Consider the following 17153-nt stretch of genomic DNA (forward strand, 5'->3'; position numbering starts at 1 on the left):
GTACCGGCCTGTCACGCCGGGGGTCGCGGGTTCGAGCCCCGTCAACCGCGCCATTTTCCCGATTTGCTGTCAAAAACATGCGTCTGGTTTCCTGCGCCTTTTTTGCCGTGCCCTGCGCACCGCTACGCAGTTCCCTGTGGGGCGCGCCAAGGTCAGAGCCGGAAAATCAGGCAAGCCTGATGCCGACGGTGCCTTTGCCGGCAACACTTGAAGCTGATCCGCCAGCGCGCGCGCAAGCCGACCGAAAGCAATCCGCAAAGATCGTTTCCGAATATGCGATAAGGCGCAGCCCCAGTCGGGATTGTTGTAATGTCTGAGATTAGCAGTTGCGCAATTGTCGCTTAATGTTTGAAAATTAGCGTAAAAACTTCACTCAGCCATTGAAGTGGACTAAATCTCGCACAGATTTGGTTCGGTTTTAAACATTTTATTGGTAGGGTAATGCAACCAACGCGTGTCTTAGGTGTTGATCAGGATAGTTTTGCCTCTGGCGAAGCTCTGGCCGCTGGCGCGCTGTTGAACGGCGGTAACTATGTTGTAGAGCGATCGCTGGGACAGGGTGGTTTTGGTATCACCTACCTCGCAAAAGATCTGCAACTCGAACGTTATGTCGTTATAAAAGAGTGCTTTCCCGAAAGCATCTGCTACCGCGATGGCCTTGATCTTGCTGTCCGCTCACCAAGCCATGGCCCGCATTTTAGCAAATGCGTCGAAATGTTTGTCCGTGAGGCGCGCAGTATTGCGCGGCTGTCGCATCCCAATATTGTCAATGTCTATGCCATCTTTGAAGAGAACAAGACGGCCTACATGGTTCTTGATCTGATTGATGGTGCCGATTTGCTGGACATCATCGAAGAGCATGATCGAACGTTCACCCCTGACGAGATCGAGTTAATTCTGACGGATATCCTGAGTGCACTCACGGTTGTTCATGATCAGAACCTTCTGCATCGTGATATTTCGCCAGACAATATCCTGCTGTCTGACAGTGGTCGCCCAACACTGATCGATTTTGGTTCTGCGCGCGAATTTGCCTCGGAACGCACAAGAGTGAACACATCGCTCTTGTTCGTGAAGGACGGATATTCGCCTTTCGAGTTTTACGTTTCAGGGGCTGCGCATAGTCCGGCAAGCGATCTTTATGCGTTGGGCGGGACGATCTATCACCTTGTCGCTGGTGAAGCGCCTCCCAGCAGCCAGTTCCGCAGCGCAGAACTGCAAGCGGAACGGCCGGACCCCTGCGTGCCTCTGGCTGGTCGGTTTGAGGGTTACAAGAGCGGTTTTCTCGAGTCGGTCGACAAGGCGCTCTCTTTGGTACCGTCGAAACGGATTCAAACCACGCGGGATTGGCTCAAACTGCTCGCGACCAATGATGTCGTGCGCAGATCGGTCACCGAAACCCCAAGCCCACAACAGCCGACCTCGCTGGGTGAGCTTGTTTCGCAAACCAACAAAGAGGTGTTGGGCGCGCAACCGGTGGCCCGCCCTGAACCTCTCCGCCGTAATGAATACGCCGTTGATCTGGGGCAACAGCCGGTTTGGCGCGATGAATTCAATCGCGAAACTGAAGAGTTGCTTGCCAAGACGGATCTGACGGAACTGGACGACGCGGAAGACAGCGAGATATTTGAAACTGTCGCAGACATTCCAGAGGCCCAAGAGCAAGTGATGCAGGGCCGCCATGCTGCACAGCAAAGCGCGGATGTAAGATCGGCACAATCGGAAATCGCTGCCTATTATCAGGCCAAGGACACGCGCAAATCGCGACGCCGCAGATCTGGCAATCCGGGGCCGCTTTATATTTTTATCGGCTTCTTTGTAGTCATCTTGGCCTCATTCATCGCAGTCAACCAGGAACGGATGAAAGAAGATGGCAGCTGGACCGTCGTGTTTTCTCTTCAAGGTTTTTGCCGCAGTGATTTCTTTCAGACGTACTCGCCGATCGAGATCAGCTGTGAAGGACGGCAAGACGTTCGCAGAATAGATTTGAATGATCGTGACATGATCCTTCAACTTAACAAAAATGTCCGAACTCCGGGAAGCAATTCACTCATCCCGCAACCGTAAGTCGCGTTCAGAGCCCCGAGAGTGCTGTCTGGCAAAAGACGTATCTTACGCCTTCATTGCATCAAGAATACGCGCCCACGATCTGATGCCCTTGTGGAAGGATGACAGGTCGAACTTTTCGTTTGGCGAGTGCAAGCCATCGTCGTCTTTGCCAAAGCCGATCAGCATTGTATCCATGTCGAGGATCTCCTTGAAATGCCCCGCGATGGGGATGGAGCCGCCACCGCCGGTATAGGCCGCGGCGTTGGGCCATTCATCGGACAGCGCCTTGCGCGCCTGATTGAAGGCCGGATGCGTGGTTGTCATCACAGAGGCCATGTTGGCACTGTGGTCCTTAAAGCTGACAGTGCAGTCGGCCGGCAGCATGTCTTGCACCATCTTGCGAAAGCTCGCGCGGATTTTCAGCGGGTCCTGCTTGCCCACAAGCCGGAAACTGATCTTGGCCGATGCTTTGGATGGCAAGACCGTTTTGAACCCTTCACCGGTATATCCGGACCAAATCCCGTTCACCTCGCAGGTCGGGCGCGACCAGATCATTTCCAGTGGACGCCGGCCGACCTCGCCTGCGGGTTCAGAAAGACCCACTTCGCCCAGAAATTTCTTGTGATCGAATTTCAGGTCATCCCAAGCCGCCGCGAGTTCATTGGAGAGTTCAGGCACCCCGTCATAAAAGCCCGGCACGGTGATACGCCCTTGATCATCGTGCAATGACGCGATGATGCGCGCCAGCACCCGGGCAGGGTTCATTGCAATCCCGCCATACATCCCCGAATGCAGGTCGCGGTTCGGCCCTGTGATCGTGATCTCTTCGCCCAGAAGCCCGCGCAACTGCGTCATGATCGACGGCGTGTTTTCATCATAAAGCGACGTGTCCGAAATCAGCGCGATATCGGCGGTCAGTTCTTCGCGGTTGGCTTCCATGAAGGGAACGAGGGAGGGCGAGCCTGATTCTTCTTCTCCCTCAAAGAACATCGAAATGTTCATCGGCAAGCTGCCGTGGACGGCCTTCCATGCGCGGCAGGCTTCGACAAAGGTCATCAACTGGCCCTTGTCGTCGGCGGTGCCGCGTCCGCGGATAACCTTACCTTTGGGCGTGTCCTCGATTTGCGGATCAAAGGGGTCACGGTCCCATAATTCAAGGGGATCAACCGGTTGTACATCGTAGTGGCCGTAAAACAGGACATGTGGACCTGTGCCGCCTGAATGCGCCACGACCATCGGATGGCCGGGGGTCGGCCGTTTGCTGACATCGAACCCGATGGAATCCAAATCGGCCACCAGCCAGTCTGCTGCTGTATCGCAATCGCCCTTGTAGGCGGGATCGGTCGAGATCGACGGAATGCGCAGCAATTCGAACAAACGCTCGGTCGCTTGCGGCAGGTCTGCGTCGATACGGGCGAGGACAGGGTCGAGTGTCATGGGGGCGGCCTTTTTGAGAGGGGTTTGGCCGCAAGGTTGTCCTCTTTACACGAGAGGTCAAGGCGATGTGCTGAAAGATCCAGTTGAAAATATCTCAATTCCCGCGCGAGCGCGGGAAAACGGGTGGCACTATGACTTTCCTCGTCGCGGTCGATCCGCTGAAACCCGACTTGGCGAGAGAGGCTCTGCATCGCGGTCGTCTTGCGCCACCTGTCCGCACAAGTTGACGGCTTGCTTGTGCCTCAGACAGAAACGGCCAGCAGGCCTGCAACGACCAATGCAGCCCCGGTCGCTTGCCGCAGACCAAAACCTTCACCGATCATGGCGGCGTATAGCAGCACCAGTATCGTCTCGGAGGCGACAATTGTGATGTAGACAATCGACAGATCGGTTTTGCGCAGCAAGGCGATCTCGGCAAGAACGGCCACGACAAGCCCCAAGATCAGAAGCGCGGCCCCCATTGGGACAGTATCCTGTGAAACCAGCTTCATGCCGACGGTCGCGAGCGTGTAGCTCAGCGCCGTAATCAAGATCAGAACAGGTGCTGAAACCAAGGGCAAAAACTGGGTCATTGGGCTTTCTCACTCTTGAACCGGCATTCCGAACACATCCGGAGCCTGTTGCGATCCTGCGAGAGAGCATGGCTTTACGTAAAGTCAGGTTTTCCATTCCTGCCCATTTATTGATCCAGATCACGGTTGTGTATTTTTGACTGGCCTAGAAAAGCAGCAGGGCAGCGACAGTTTGTAGCGTCTTGTTCGGGGGCGATCTGCCCTATATGCAGCTTAGAACGATTCAAAGCCCGAGTCCTTGTGGCTTTGAGACGACAAGAAGAAGGACGTATCAGTGGATTATACCGCCCAACTGGACACAGCGATCAGCCGTTTGCACCAAGAAGGCCGTTACCGGACCTTTATCGATATCGAGCGCAAGCGCGGACAGTTTCCGCATGCGACATGGCGCAAGCCTGACGGATCCGAAGCGCCTGTGACCGTCTGGTGCGGCAATGACTATCTGGGGATGGGCCAACATCCTGTCGTGCTGGCGGCCATGCATGAAGCGATTGACGCCACAGGTGCCGGCTCTGGCGGCACGCGCAATATTTCCGGGACAACCGTCTATCACAAACGGCTGGAAGCGGAACTTGCCGATCTTCACCGCAAGGAAGCCGCGCTGCTCTTTACCTCGGCCTATATCGCCAATGACGCGACATTATCCACACTGCCCAAATTGTTTCCCGGCCTGATCATCTATTCCGACGCGCTGAACCATGCCTCGATGATCGAAGGCGTCCGCCGCAATGGTGGGGCCAAGCGTATTTTCCGCCACAATGATGTGGCGCATCTGCGCGAACTGCTGGCCGCAGACGATCCTGCCGCCCCCAAAATCATCGCCTTTGAATCGATCTATTCCATGGACGGGGATTTCGCGCCGATTGAAGCCATCTGTGATCTGGCCAATGAGTTCGGCGCGCTGACATATATCGACGAAGTGCATGCGGTGGGGATGTACGGCCCGCGCGGGGCTGGCGTGGCAGAGCGTGACGGGTTGATGGGCCGCATCGACATCATCAACGGCACTCTGGCCAAAGCCTACGGGGTGATGGGTGGTTACATCGCGGCATCTGCAAAAATGTGTGATGCGATACGCTCCTATGCGCCGGGCTTCATCTTTACGACATCGCTGCCGCCTGCGGTTGCGGCAGGTGCGGCAGCCAGTGTCGCGCATTTGAAGACGGATCAGGACTTGCGCGCCCAGCACCAGACACAGGCGAAAATCCTCAAACTGCGGCTCAAGGGGCTGGGCTTGCCGATCATTGATCATGGCAGTCACATCGTGCCGCTGATCGTGGGCGACCCTGTTCACACCAAAAAACTGTCCGACATGCTGCTCTCCGAGTTTGGCATCTACGTGCAGCCAATCAACTTCCCAACAGTGCCGCGCGGCACCGAGCGGTTGCGCTTTACACCCTCGCCAGTACACGGCCCTCGTGAACTAGATGCTTTAGTAGGCGCTTTGGATGGCCTTTGGTCACATTGTGCGCTGAATCGTGCTGAGTTGGCAGGCTAAGTACTTTTCAGCCTGTGCATAACTCCTGTCGTCGTGTTAATTCTTGTCTAAGTGTTAATGGCGTATCGATTCGTATCATTGTTTACACTTAGGGGCATTAAGCGACGGGACAGTCGATGATCGGGAAGACCTTCAAGCGTGCGGAGGAGTCTGAGGACGTTCAAGCCAAAGGGTTTGACGACTACGAACTGCGGCTTGGTGACCTGATGCGCGGCGAGCGCGCGACAATGGGCAAAAGCCTTTTGGATGTGCAGCGCGAACTCAAGATCAAGGCGGCCTATATCGCAGCCATTGAAAACGCAGACCCCTCGGCATTCGATACCCCGGGCTTTATTGCTGGTTACGTGCGGTCCTATGCGCGGTACCTGAATATGGACCCCGATCAAGCCTTTGCCGCATTCTGCGCAGAAAGTGGGTTTGCCACGGCCCATGGGATGTCAGCCGAGGCGTCGTCGCTGAAGGGCAAGAGTTTCGATCCTTCGGCCGTGCCACTTGGCAAAGATATTTTTTCGGCTTCCGCGACACCTTTCATTCCGGCAGGCGATGCCGTCCTTTCTGGTATTCAGCCGCGTGCGGTGGGATCAGTTCTGGTGCTGGTCGCGCTGATCAGCGGACTTGGCTATGGCGGTTGGACCGTGTTGCAAGAGGTGCAGAAGGTACAGTTTGCGCCGGTCGATCAGACCCCTGTCGTTGTCTCTGACCTTGATCCTTTGGCGGGTGTGACCAACGCCATCGAGGTAGGTGATGCTCTTGCCGGATTGGAAGCGCCTTCCGCTGCGGCTTTTGACCGTTTGTATCGTCCGCAGGCGCTTGACGTGCCGGTGCTTGTTGCCCGTGACGCGCCGATCTCCACGCTCCGGCCGGGCACGATTGGCGCCTTGGTCCCCGATGCGGGCATTCCCGCGACGGCTGTGACCGAAATCGCAGGCCTTGACCTGCCCGAGGGACCTGCCGTGCAGGTCGTTGAACCGGATGTGCCAGAGCTTCAGCTTGTGGCTGTGCGTCCGGCTTGGGTGCGGGTGCGTGCTGCGGATGGCACCGTGATTTTTGAAGGCGTTATGGAACCGGGACAGAACTTTGTTATTCCGGCCACCGAAGAACCTGCAACGCTGCGTGTGGGCGAAAGCGGTGCGATGTATTTTGCGGTGAACGGCGTGCACTACGGGCCTGTGGGTCCGGCAGGTGTCGTGACATCCGATGTCGCCTTGACCGTCGCAAGCCTGACCGAGACCTACCAGATTGCGGATCTGGCTGCGGACAACGATCTGGCACAGATCGTCAATGTCGCCGAAGCGGTCGTGGACGAATAATCGCATCCGCATCTGCTTGCTGAGATCGGTTTTGCTGCTTAGGTTGGGGTCAAATGACCTGAATTCGAAAGCAGTCTGATGTCGATGAACCATATCCGCCCTTGGCGTAACATCTATCGCCGGAAATCCCGTCAGATCATGGTTGGCAATGTCCCCGTCGGAGGGGATGCGCCGATTTCGGTGCAGACCATGACCAATACGCTCACAACGGATGTGAAAGGCACAATCGCGCAGATTCAGGCTGCGGCCGATGCAGGCGCCGATATCGTGCGGGTCTCTGTGCCTGACGAGGCTTCAAGTGCCGCACTGAAACTGATCGTGCCCGAAGTCTCTGTGCCGATCGTGGCCGATATCCATTTTCACTATAAGCGCGGGATCGAAGCGGCAGAGGCGGGGGCTGCCTGCCTGCGGATCAACCCCGGTAACATCGGCGACGAGAAGCGCGTCAAAGAGGTGATCAGGGCCGCGCGCGACAATAACTGTTCGATCCGGATCGGCGTGAATGCGGGCTCCCTGGAAAAGCATCTGCTGGATAAATACGGCGAGCCGTGCCCCGATGCGATGGTCGAAAGCGGTCTCGATCATATCAAGATTTTGCAGGACAATGATTTTCACGAATTCAAGATATCCTGCAAAGCCTCTGACGTGTTCATGGCCGCTGCCGCCTATCAGCAGTTGGCAGAGGCCACCGATGCGCCGATCCACCTTGGCATCACCGAAGCAGGAGGATTGATCAGCGGCACCGTCAAATCCGCCATCGGCATGGGCAATCTGCTGTGGATGGGGATCGGCGATACGATCCGTGTTTCGCTCTCTGCCGATCCGGTGGAAGAGGTGAAGATGGGCTTTGAGATCCTCAAATCCTTGGGCCTGCGCCACCGCGGTGTGAACATCATTTCCTGCCCGTCCTGCGCGCGGCAGGGCTTTGACGTGATCAAGACGGTCGAGGCTTTGGAAAAGCGGCTCGAGCATATCAAGACGCCGATGTCGCTGTCGATTATCGGCTGTGTGGTGAACGGCCCCGGAGAGGCGCTGATGACCGACGTGGGCTTTACGGGCGGCGGTGCCGGATCTGGGATGGTCTATCTGGCGGGTAAGCAAAGTCACAAGCAATCCAACGATGACATGATCGAACATATCGTGGCGCAGGTGGAAAAGAAGGCCGCCGAGCTGGAAGCGCAGAACGACTTGGCCGCGGAGTAAAGTGGCGCAAGATCCACCTTATCCTTTTCAAACCGAGGCCAATTCCGCCGTCCGTATGCCGTCTTCGGCATTGACGCCACCCACTTTGCGCGGGCAAACAGGCGTCAAAACAAGCGAGGCAGGCCATGCGACACTCAATGCGAGGTGATGTTGATCCGTTTATCGTGATGGACGTGATGGAAGCTGCCCGCAAAGCAGAGGTTGCCGGTCGCCACATCATCCATATGGAGGTCGGTCAGCCCGGAACCGGCGCGCCGCAAGCCGCCAAAACCAAACTCATGGCCGAGATGAGCAACCCGCTTGGCTATACCGTCGGTCTTGGCTTGCCAGAGCTGCGGGCGCGGATTGCCCAGCATTATGCGGAGTGGTACGGCGTCACGATTGATCCTGCCCGCGTCGTCATCACCAGCGGCGCATCCGGCGCGTTCTTGCTCGCGTTTTCTGCGCTTTTTGACAATGACGCCCGCGTGGGTTTGGGCACACCCTGCTATCCGTCCTATCGCCAGATCCTCAAGGCCGTGGGCCTGACACCGGTCGATATCCCCACAACTTTCGCGCAAAGGTTCCAGCCTTTGCCCTCTGATGTGGCGCAGTATAATCTGGATGGGCTTATCGTTGCCTCGCCGGCCAATCCGACAGGAACAATGCTGGATCAGGACGCTTTGGCGGCTTTGGCAGCGGCATGCGATGGGCGCGGAGCGGCGCTCATCTCGGACGAGATTTACCACGGGATCGACTATGACACTTCGCCTGTGACCGCCTTGCAGGTCACTGATGAGGTCTATGTCGTCAACTCATTCTCCAAGTATTTCTCGATGACCGGATGGCGCGTGGGCTGGATGATCGTGCCCCAGGATCACGTGCGCCGGATCGAACGTCTGGCACAGAATATGTTTATCTGCGCCCCGCACGCCGCCCAAAGGTTGGCTTTGCATGCGATGGATTGCACCGACGAACTAGAGGTGAACAAGGCGGTCTATGCCACAAACCGCGCTCTGATGATTGCGGGGCTAAAGGCGGCGGGCCTGACGCGCTTTGCGCCGCCAGATGGCGCGTTTTATGTCTATGTGGATGTGTCCGACCATACGGACGATGCCTTGGCATTTGCGGCGGAAATTCTTGAGAAGGCAGGCGTTGCGGTCACGCCGGGGTTGGATTTTGATGCATCCCGCGGTCACCATTGGCTGCGCTTTTCCTACGCCCGCGCCACGGCAGACATCACCGAAGGCCTTGACCGGCTCGCACGCTTTATGCATGAGCGGCAAACATGATCCGCTGGTGTGTGGCCCTTTTTCTGCTGGCGCAAAGCGCCTTTGCGCAGGTTGCCGTTGATCCCGCGCGCACCGCTGTCAAGGACGGCTGGTGGACGCTCGAGGTCGCACTGGGACTGGCTGCCATCACACCTTACCGCGCCTTCACGCTGGATGATCCGCGCCGGTTGGTGGTGGATTTCGAAGGGGTCAGCTTTGACGGTCTGACGCCCGGGGACATCTTGTCGGGTGATCGGGCAATGGCCGTCCGCTTTGGCCCTTTGCGCCCCGGATGGTCGCGCATGGTGGTTGATCTGGCAGAGCCTCTGGTCATCACAGAGGCAGGGATGGTGACCGTGCCTGACGGCGCTGACCTGCGGATTGTTCTGGCCCGCGCGACCGAAGCGGAATTTGCCGCCGCGGCCGGTGCGCCACCTGATCCGGGGTGGGATGTGGTGACAGGATTTGATCCCCAAGCCGCGGCAAGACTGGCCGACAGCGAAGATTTCGTCGTCGTGATCGACCCCGGTCATGGCGGCATTGATCCCGGCGCAATTCAGGGCGGCATCAAAGAGGCCGATCTGATGCTGATCATGGCCGCCGAACTGGCTGTGATGCTCAACGGGCTGGATGGGGTAAGTGCCGTCATGACCCGCGAGACCGATACTTTCGTGCCACTTTCGGCACGTCTGACTTTTGCGCGGCAAGTGGGGGCTGACCTTTTTCTGTCGATCCATGCGGATGCGCTGGAAGAAGACGAGGCGCGCGGTGCGACTGTCTACACGCTGTCCGCTGATGGCGGCGATGCTGCGGCCCAAAGGATTGTCGAACGGCACGAGCGCGGGGACCTTCTTGCCGGTGTTGATTTGAACGCTGCAAGCGACCGCGTTGCCACCGCGCTGATGGATCTGGCACGCGCTGAAACCGGACCTGCCGGACGCCGCTTTGCCGATGCGCTGGTGGCGTCCATGCGGACGGAAGGGGTGCGGCTGAACGCGCGACCCCGCCGCGAAGGCCAGTTTGCCGTACTCACGGCGGCGGATTTTCCCAGTGTGCTGATCGAGGCCGGGTTCTTGTCGAATGCAGAAGACCGCGCGGTGCTGGCCACCGCAGAGGGCCGCGCGCGCATCGCGCGGGCCATTCGGGATACGGTTGCCTTGATGGCGCGCTAGGGCCGGAACTGCGCGAGCCAGACCGTGTGATGTCCGCAGGCGGGGTCTTCGGGGGTATAGCGCAAAACGCTGAACCCAGCGTCCTTGAGCAATGCGCGATAGGCCTCTGGATCCAGTGACGCATGATAGATCGGGGCATCGGCGACTTGGCCAATCGCCTCGCCGGCCATGTGGCCCGATGTGAACAGCAATGCCGCATGCGGTGCTGCATGCGCGGCAAAGGTCGCGAACATCTGCCGCTGATCATCTGCGCCCAGATGAAAGAAACTGTCCCATGCCAGAATGGCGTCGAACTGCTGATCCAGCGCAAGGCCGCGCATGTCGGCTGCGATGGTCCGCGCCTGCGGGACATTCTTTGCGTAAAGCGCTGTCATCGTGTGGGCGGCATCGACACCGGTCACGCGCGTGCCGCGGTCCGCCAGATAGCTGCCGATCGGACGCCCGGAACCGCAGCCCAGATCAAGAACCCGCAGTTTGCCATCGCTGCGGGGTGCCGTGCTGAGCATCCGGTCAAGCCACGCTTTCTCGATCAGATCGACACGACGTTGCTGCGCCCAGATTTCACCGATGCGTTCGTATGTGGCAATGACATCATCTGCTTTCATCGCTGTCAGATGCCACTTGCGGTGATCCGGCACAATGGCGCAATCAAAAGTGATCGCTTTGCTGGCATCTTCCGGCCGAAGCCGGCATATCGGCTTTTGACCATCACGGCTTTGACAGGTATAAGCTTGTGAAATCATAAGGGCTCGTACCAACTCGTGTTGCGCTTTATTCTTTCGTTCTTTGGCGGTCTTTTCACGCTGATCACCCTGGGTCTTTTCATGGGGGCACTGGGTATCGGTGGCGTGCTCTATATGTATGGTCGCGACCTGCCCAGTTACGAGACATTGTCGCAATACACCCCCAAGACCATCAGCCGGATCTATTCCGGTGAGGGGCAGATCATTGACGAATTTGCCGTCGAGCGCCGGTTGTTCACACCTGCCGAGGAAATTCCGGACATCGTCAAGCAGGCCTTTATCTCGGCCGAAGACAAGAATTTCTATGAACATGCCGGTTATGACGCGATGGGCATGGTTGCGGCTGTTGTCGATGCGGTGGAATCGCGTGGCGAGAACTTACGTGGTGCATCGACCATCACCCAGCAGGTGATGAAGAACTTCTTGCTGGACGGGTCGCGTTCTGTCGAGCGCAAGATCAAGGAAATCATTCTTGCGGTGCGTATCGAAGGTGCGATGCCGAAAGAGCGTATTCTTGAACTTTACCTGAACGAGATTTTCCTCGGTCAGAACAGCTTTGGCGTGACCGCTGCTGCACTGACTTATTTCAACAAGCCCCTGTCAGAACTTTCGGCGGGCGAGGCGGCCTATCTCGCGTCGCTGCCAAAGGCTCCAAGCAATCGCCATCCGGTCCGTGATCGCGAGGCTGCGGTTTTCTGGCGCAACAACACCCTGCGCGAGATGTTCGAGAACGGCTATATTGATCAAACAACCTATGAGACCGAACGCAACGCGCCGCTTTTGTCTGTGCAAGGCGGGGACTACACGGATTTCCGTGAAAGCCTTCCCGAACGTGATTACTTTACCGACGAAATCCGCCGTCAGCTCAGCCAGAACTTTGGCGAAGAGGAATTCTTTTCCGGCGGTTTGTCGATCCGCGCGACTGTTGATCCCGATCTGCAAATAACCGCTGCCCATTCGCTCCAGCGTGCGCTGGAAGAGTATGACCGTGGGTCAGGGAACTGGCGCGGCACTGGCGAGGTCATCCCGCAAGAGACTTTGGGCGATGATGCGGCATGGCGCGCCGCGCTCGCCGCTTTGACTTTGCCGCGCGATATCGATCTTGACGGGACATGGTACCCCGCGGTGATCCGCGAGGTGGCAGAGAACACCCTCACCATCGGGATCGAGGGCGTGGAAGAAACCGAAGATGAGCCCTTTGTTGTGCCCCGCGCCGATATCCGGTGGTTGACGGGTGATTTCTTTGACAACTTTACGCCCGGTGATGTGGTGCATGTGCGCCGCCTTTTGAATGATGACGGCAGTTTTGAACGCTGGTCGTTGCGGCAGGTGCCCGAAGTACAGGGCGGCTTTATGGCGATGGACGTCAATACCGGTCGTGTGATCGCGATGCAGGGTGGTTTCAGCTATCAGCACTCGGTGTTCAACCGCGCCACGCAAGCGCAACGCCAGCCGGGGTCGTCGTTCAAACCCTTCGTCTATGCGGCGGCTCTGGACAGTGGTTATTCGCCTGCCACGATCATCGTGGATGCGCCGATTACGATCAACACACCACAAGGTGTCTGGCGTCCGCGCAATGCCTCAAACCAGTTTTATGGCCCGACGCCCATGCGCACCGGGATCGAGCGGTCGCGGAACCTGATGACGATCCGTCTGGCCCAAGAAATCGGGATCGACACTGTCGGTCTTTATGCCGAACGCTTTGGTGTCTATGACAATATGAACCGCGTGCTGGCGGCCTCGCTTGGCTCGGATGAGACGACGCTTTTCAAGATGGTGGCGGCCTATGCCATGTTCGCGAATGGCGGTGAGCGGGTCGAGCCGACGCTGGTGGACCGCGTGCAGGACAGGTTTGGCCATACCGTTTATCGCCATGACCAGAGGACCTGTGTGGACTGCGATCAGGCCTCCTTGCCAGCAGGCGATGCGCCCCGGATCATGACCAACCGCACGCGCGTGATGAACGAGATAACGGCCTATCAGCTGACCTCGATGCTCAAGGGCGTGGTGGATCGTGGCACAGCGAGCGGGACAGTGAATTTGCCAGTGCCGATTGCAGGCAAGACCGGTACAACAAATGATGCCAAAGATGTTTGGTTCATCGGCTTTTCATCCAATATCGTGGCAGGCTGTTACATCGGCTATGACACGCCACGCTCTCTGGGCCGTGGCGCATCAGGCGGCGGCATGTGTGGGCCTGTCTTTAACCGGTTCATGACCGAAGCAATCGAGAAATACGGCGCTGGTCCATTCCGGGTGCCTGCCGACTGCCAGTTTATCAATATCGACCGTTTCAGCGGGGCCCGGCTTCCGCCAGAGGCGACAGGCGACAATGTCATCGCCGAGTGTTTCCGCCCCGGCGAAGAGCCACTCTTTGGCATCATGTTTGACGGTGGTTTTGCGATGGCCGCGGACTTGCCCTTGTTTGATGAAGTCCCCCGCACCCAGCGTCAGGTCACCACCTCGACCGGTGAGACAGCTACCGTTGGTGAAAAGGCGACATTCGGCACTTTGTCATCGGGTGGTCTTTACTGACCTGCCGCTTGTGGCGGGCAGGGCAGCGCTGTAAGAACCCCTGACATTTGAATCCCAACAAACGACGACAGGTGCATGATGCGCGCAGAAATCCAGACAACAGTAGAGGCGATTGAAAAGTCTCTTTCACTGCTTGCGCAGCGGATGGACCATGAAACCGCAGCGCACCGGTTGGAGGAATTCAACGCCCGTGTCGAAGATCCGGCGCTTTGGGACAATCCCGAGGCAGCGCAGAAACTGATGCGCGACCGGCAGATGCTGGTCGATGCTTTGGCCAATTACGACGGGATCAAGCAGGAACTCTCGGACAACATCGAACTCATTGAATTGGGCGAGATGGAAGAGGACGCCGAGATCGTCGCCGAAGCAGAGACAGCACTCAAGGCGCTTCGTGTGAAGGCCGCACAGAAAGAGCTGGAAGCGCTGCTGGATGGTGAGGCGGACGCCAACGACACCTTCCTCGAGATCAACGCAGGGGCGGGTGGTACGGAAAGCTGCGACTGGGCCAATATGCTGGCGCGGATGTATGTCCGCTGGGCCGAGAAAAAAGGCTATAAGGTCGAGTTGCAATCCGAGCAAGCCGGTGACGAGGCGGGCATCAAGTCTGCCGCCTACAAGATCAGCGGGCACAACGCCTATGGCTGGCTGAAGTCCGAAAGCGGCGTGCATCGGTTGGTGCGTATCTCGCCCTTCGACAGTGCCGCCAAGCGCCACACCTCCTTTACCTCGGTGAAGGTCTATCCGGTGGTGGATGACAATATCGAGATCGAGGTCAGCCCCTCGGATATCCGTCTTGATACCTATCGGTCGTCAGGTGCCGGTGGTCAGCACGTCAACACCACCGACTCGGCCGTGCGTATCACGCACTTGCCCACGGGGATTGTCGTCACCAGTTCCGAAAAATCGCAGCACCAGAACCGGGACATCGCGATGAAGGCGCTCAAGTCGCGCTTGTATCAGATGGAATTGGACAAACGCTCTGCGCTCGTCAACGAGGCCCATGAGAATGCAGGCGATGCAGGCTGGGGCAACCAGATCCGGTCCTATGTCCTGCAGCCCTACCAGATGGTCAAAGACCTGCGGACGGGCCACGAGACTTCGGACACCAAAGGCGTGCTTGACGGTGATCTGGACGGGTTCATGGGGGCCACACTGGCGATGGATGTCGCCGGCAAGAGCCGCGCCGAGGCCAACGCAGAGTAAGCTTGCCAAATGCGCGCGCGCGCGGTTTGGTAGGTTATGACCGATTTTCTGACATGGAACGCGCACGACCTGATCGCAGCCTTGGCCAAAGGCCAGTTGAGTGCTGTCGAGGTGATGCAGGCGACGCTGGCGCGCATCGCGGCAGAGAATGGCCAATACAATGCGATTGTGTCCTTGCGCGATCCGGACATACTTTTGCAAGAGGCTCGTGCGGCAGATCAATCTGCCACGAAAGGCCCGCTCTTTGGCGTGCCTATGGCGATCAAGGATCTGGCAAATGTTGCCGGCATTCCGACATCGCAAGGCTCTCCGCTGTTTGCTGGCAAGCCTGCCGTATCCAGCGACGTCTGGGTGCAGCGGATTCAGGATGCAGGCGCCATCATCATCGGCAAGACGAACACGCCCGAGTTCGGCCTTGGCAGCCATACCTACAACCCTGTTTTCGGTGCGACGCAGAACGCCACAGTGCCCGACCATACGGCGGGCGGGTCTTCTGGCGGCGCGGCAGTCGCACTTGCGCGGCATATGGTGTGTCTGGCTGATGGCTCTGACGCGATGGGCAGTTTGCGCAATCCGGCTGGCTGGAACGGTGTTTACGGCATGCGCCCCACTTGGGGGCGGGTTCCCGCAGAGCCTGCGGGCGATCTGTTCATGCACCAGCTTTCGACCGACGGCCCGATGGCGCGGTCCCCGCGTGATCTGGCGCTCTTGCTGGCGGTGCAGTCAGGTCCGGACCCGCGCCGCCCTTTGCCTCTGCCGCGGGTGGATTGCCAAAGCGATCTTGATGTTGATGTATCGGGCCGCCGCATTGCGTGGCTCGGCGATTGGGGCGGGGCATATCCGATGGAGGACGGTGTCCTGTCCTGCGCTGCGGAGGGGGTGAAGCGCTTTACCGCGTTGGGTTGCACCGTAGAGGCGGTGGCGCCGCCCTTTGAGGCTGCTGCCCTCTGGGAGGCTTGGACAGTGCTGCGGGCATGGGCCAATGCCGCAAAGTTGGGGCCGATCTATGACAACCCCCAAACACGCGATGCGCTCAAACCCGAAGCGATCTGGGAGGTCGAGAAAGGGCGCGCCCTGAGCGGTGCAGCGATCCAAAGGGCCAGCACGCTGCGGTCGGACTGGTACCGCGCAGCGCATGCTTTGTTTCAAGATTACGATGCTTTCGTTCTGCCCACAGCCCAGTGCTGGCCTTTCCCGATAGCTTGGGACTGGCCCAAGCAGATCGCAGGCGTTGCGATGGATACCTATCACCGCTGGATGGAAGTTGTGGTCCCCGTCAGCCTGATCGGCCTGCCTTGCGTGGCGGTTCCGATGGCTGGTTCACGCCCCATGGGGCTTCAGATCGCGGGGCATCGCGGAGACGACCTTGGTGTGCTACAATTGGGTCAGGCATGGTACAAAGCGACATCATAGGCGCAGGCGATGCAATCAGGTTCCGCAAACTGGCATTGGCGGACATCGCCGAAATATTGCGTGCAGGTCTACGGGACTTTCGCCGTGCCCCGCAGTTCGGTTTGTTTTTCAGCGCGGTCTATGTGGTTGGCGGATTCGTGTTGATCTGGTTCGGGGCAGGGCATGTAAGCTGGACCTTGGCCACGTCCTTGGGGTTTCCACTTGTTGCGCCGTTTGCTGCTGCCGGCCTCTACGAGGTCAGCCGCCGGATGGAGGCAGGCCAAGCTCTGGAATGGCGCGGTGTTCTGGGCATCGTCTGGCACGAACGCACACGGCAATTGCCATGGCTGGGTGCGATCATCGTAATCTATTTTCTGTTTTGGACCTTCCTGGCGCATATGATCTTTGCGCTGTTCATGGGCCTGTCGACGATGACGAATGTCAGCCAGAGCCTCGAGGCTTTTTTGACCCCGAACGGGCTGATGATGATCGCGGTCGAATTGGGCATCGGCGCGGTGCTGGCGTTCTTGCTTTTCGCGATAACCGTGGTCAGCCTGCCGCTGGTACTGGACCGCGAAGTTGATTTTGTGACGGCGATGCTGACAAGCGTCAGGGCTGTGCGTGAGAACCTGATGGTGATGCTGGTCTGGGCGATGGTGATCGCTGTGTTGTCATTTTTGGCATTGCTGCCGTGGTTTTTGGGGCTAATGGTCGTGTTGCCGATCCTGGGTCATGCGACGTGGCATTTGTACCGGCGGGCCTTGGTATAATGCAAAAAGGGCGCCCCAA

The 17153-nt window shown here is 58.2% G+C and carries 14 protein-coding genes; 11 read left to right on the forward strand and 3 right to left on the reverse strand.

The window, feature by feature from the left end; translation table 11 throughout:
* On the forward strand, positions 1-211 hold a 211-nt coding region (locus NWQ23_RS13890; protein ID WP_306166985.1), incomplete at its 5' end, for a hypothetical protein.
* Between the two features lie 230 nt (positions 212-441).
* Positions 442-2067, forward strand: coding sequence for a serine/threonine-protein kinase (locus NWQ23_RS13895; RefSeq protein WP_306166986.1), 1626 nt, complete (start codon positions 442-444; stop codon positions 2065-2067).
* A 45-nt stretch (positions 2068-2112) separates the two neighbouring features.
* Here NWQ23_RS13895 and NWQ23_RS13900 read toward each other — a convergent pair whose 3' ends face one another.
* Together NWQ23_RS13900 and NWQ23_RS13905 are read right to left on the reverse strand one after the other, a co-directional pair.
* On the reverse strand, positions 2113-3486 hold the full coding sequence (locus NWQ23_RS13900) for a M20/M25/M40 family metallo-hydrolase (RefSeq protein ID WP_306166987.1): 1374 nt from the start codon (positions 3484-3486) through the stop codon (positions 2113-2115).
* Between the two features lie 242 nt (positions 3487-3728).
* The gene (locus NWQ23_RS13905) at positions 3729-4058 is read right to left on the reverse strand and encodes a 5-aminolevulinate synthase (protein WP_306166988.1); all 330 of its coding nucleotides are present in this window, start codon (positions 4056-4058) and stop codon (positions 3729-3731) included.
* Positions 4059-4332: 274 nt separating this feature from the next.
* Between NWQ23_RS13905 and hemA the strand changes: the two genes are divergently transcribed.
* The 5 genes from hemA to NWQ23_RS13930 all read left to right on the forward strand — a co-directional run bounded on the left by hemA (position 4333) and on the right by NWQ23_RS13930 (position 10491).
* Complete coding sequence (gene hemA / locus NWQ23_RS13910) at positions 4333-5556, forward strand: 5-aminolevulinate synthase (RefSeq protein WP_306166989.1); 1224 nt, start codon at positions 4333-4335, stop codon at positions 5554-5556.
* Between the two features lie 116 nt (positions 5557-5672).
* Positions 5673-6866 (forward strand): helix-turn-helix domain-containing protein, encoded by a 1194-nt coding sequence (locus NWQ23_RS13915; RefSeq protein WP_306166990.1) that lies wholly within the window; start codon positions 5673-5675, stop codon positions 6864-6866.
* 78 nt (positions 6867-6944) lie between these two features.
* A complete protein-coding gene (gene ispG, locus NWQ23_RS13920; protein ID WP_306166991.1) occupies positions 6945-8069 on the forward strand; it encodes a flavodoxin-dependent (E)-4-hydroxy-3-methylbut-2-enyl-diphosphate synthase in 1125 nt (374 codons plus the stop codon).
* A 125-nt stretch (positions 8070-8194) separates the two neighbouring features.
* Positions 8195-9340: a pyridoxal phosphate-dependent aminotransferase gene (locus NWQ23_RS13925; RefSeq protein ID WP_306166992.1), complete on the forward strand. Its 1146-nt coding sequence runs from the start codon at positions 8195-8197 to the stop codon at positions 9338-9340.
* A complete protein-coding gene (locus NWQ23_RS13930; RefSeq protein WP_306166993.1) occupies positions 9337-10491 on the forward strand; it encodes an N-acetylmuramoyl-L-alanine amidase in 1155 nt (384 codons plus the stop codon). The genes NWQ23_RS13925 and NWQ23_RS13930 overlap by 4 nt, the downstream gene beginning before the upstream one ends.
* Here the strand turns inward: NWQ23_RS13930 and NWQ23_RS13935 are convergent.
* Positions 10488-11096, reverse strand: coding sequence for a class I SAM-dependent methyltransferase (locus tag NWQ23_RS13935; RefSeq protein ID WP_306166994.1), 609 nt, complete (start codon positions 11094-11096; stop codon positions 10488-10490). The genes NWQ23_RS13930 and NWQ23_RS13935 overlap by 4 nt on opposite strands.
* A 156-nt stretch (positions 11097-11252) precedes the next feature.
* On the opposite strand from NWQ23_RS13935, the gene NWQ23_RS13940 reads away from it, so the two are divergent.
* From NWQ23_RS13940 to NWQ23_RS13955, 4 genes are all read left to right on the forward strand, one after another.
* Positions 11253-13769 (forward strand): penicillin-binding protein 1A, encoded by a 2517-nt coding sequence (locus NWQ23_RS13940; RefSeq protein WP_306166995.1) that lies wholly within the window; start codon positions 11253-11255, stop codon positions 13767-13769.
* 78 nt (positions 13770-13847) lie between these two features.
* Positions 13848-14972, forward strand: coding sequence for a peptide chain release factor 2 (gene prfB / locus NWQ23_RS13945; protein ID WP_306167008.1), 1125 nt, complete (start codon positions 13848-13850; stop codon positions 14970-14972).
* Between the two features lie 36 nt (positions 14973-15008).
* Complete coding sequence (locus NWQ23_RS13950; RefSeq protein WP_306166996.1) at positions 15009-16385, forward strand: amidase; 1377 nt, start codon at positions 15009-15011, stop codon at positions 16383-16385.
* The gene (locus NWQ23_RS13955; protein ID WP_306166997.1) at positions 16364-17134 is read left to right on the forward strand and encodes a DUF2189 domain-containing protein; all 771 of its coding nucleotides are present in this window, start codon (positions 16364-16366) and stop codon (positions 17132-17134) included. The genes NWQ23_RS13950 and NWQ23_RS13955 overlap by 22 nt, the downstream gene beginning before the upstream one ends.
* The last annotated feature ends 19 nt before the right edge of the window (positions 17135-17153 follow it).

Source organism: Yoonia sp., assembly GCF_030731595.1.
Classification (GTDB): Bacteria; Pseudomonadota; Alphaproteobacteria; order Rhodobacterales; family Rhodobacteraceae; genus Yoonia.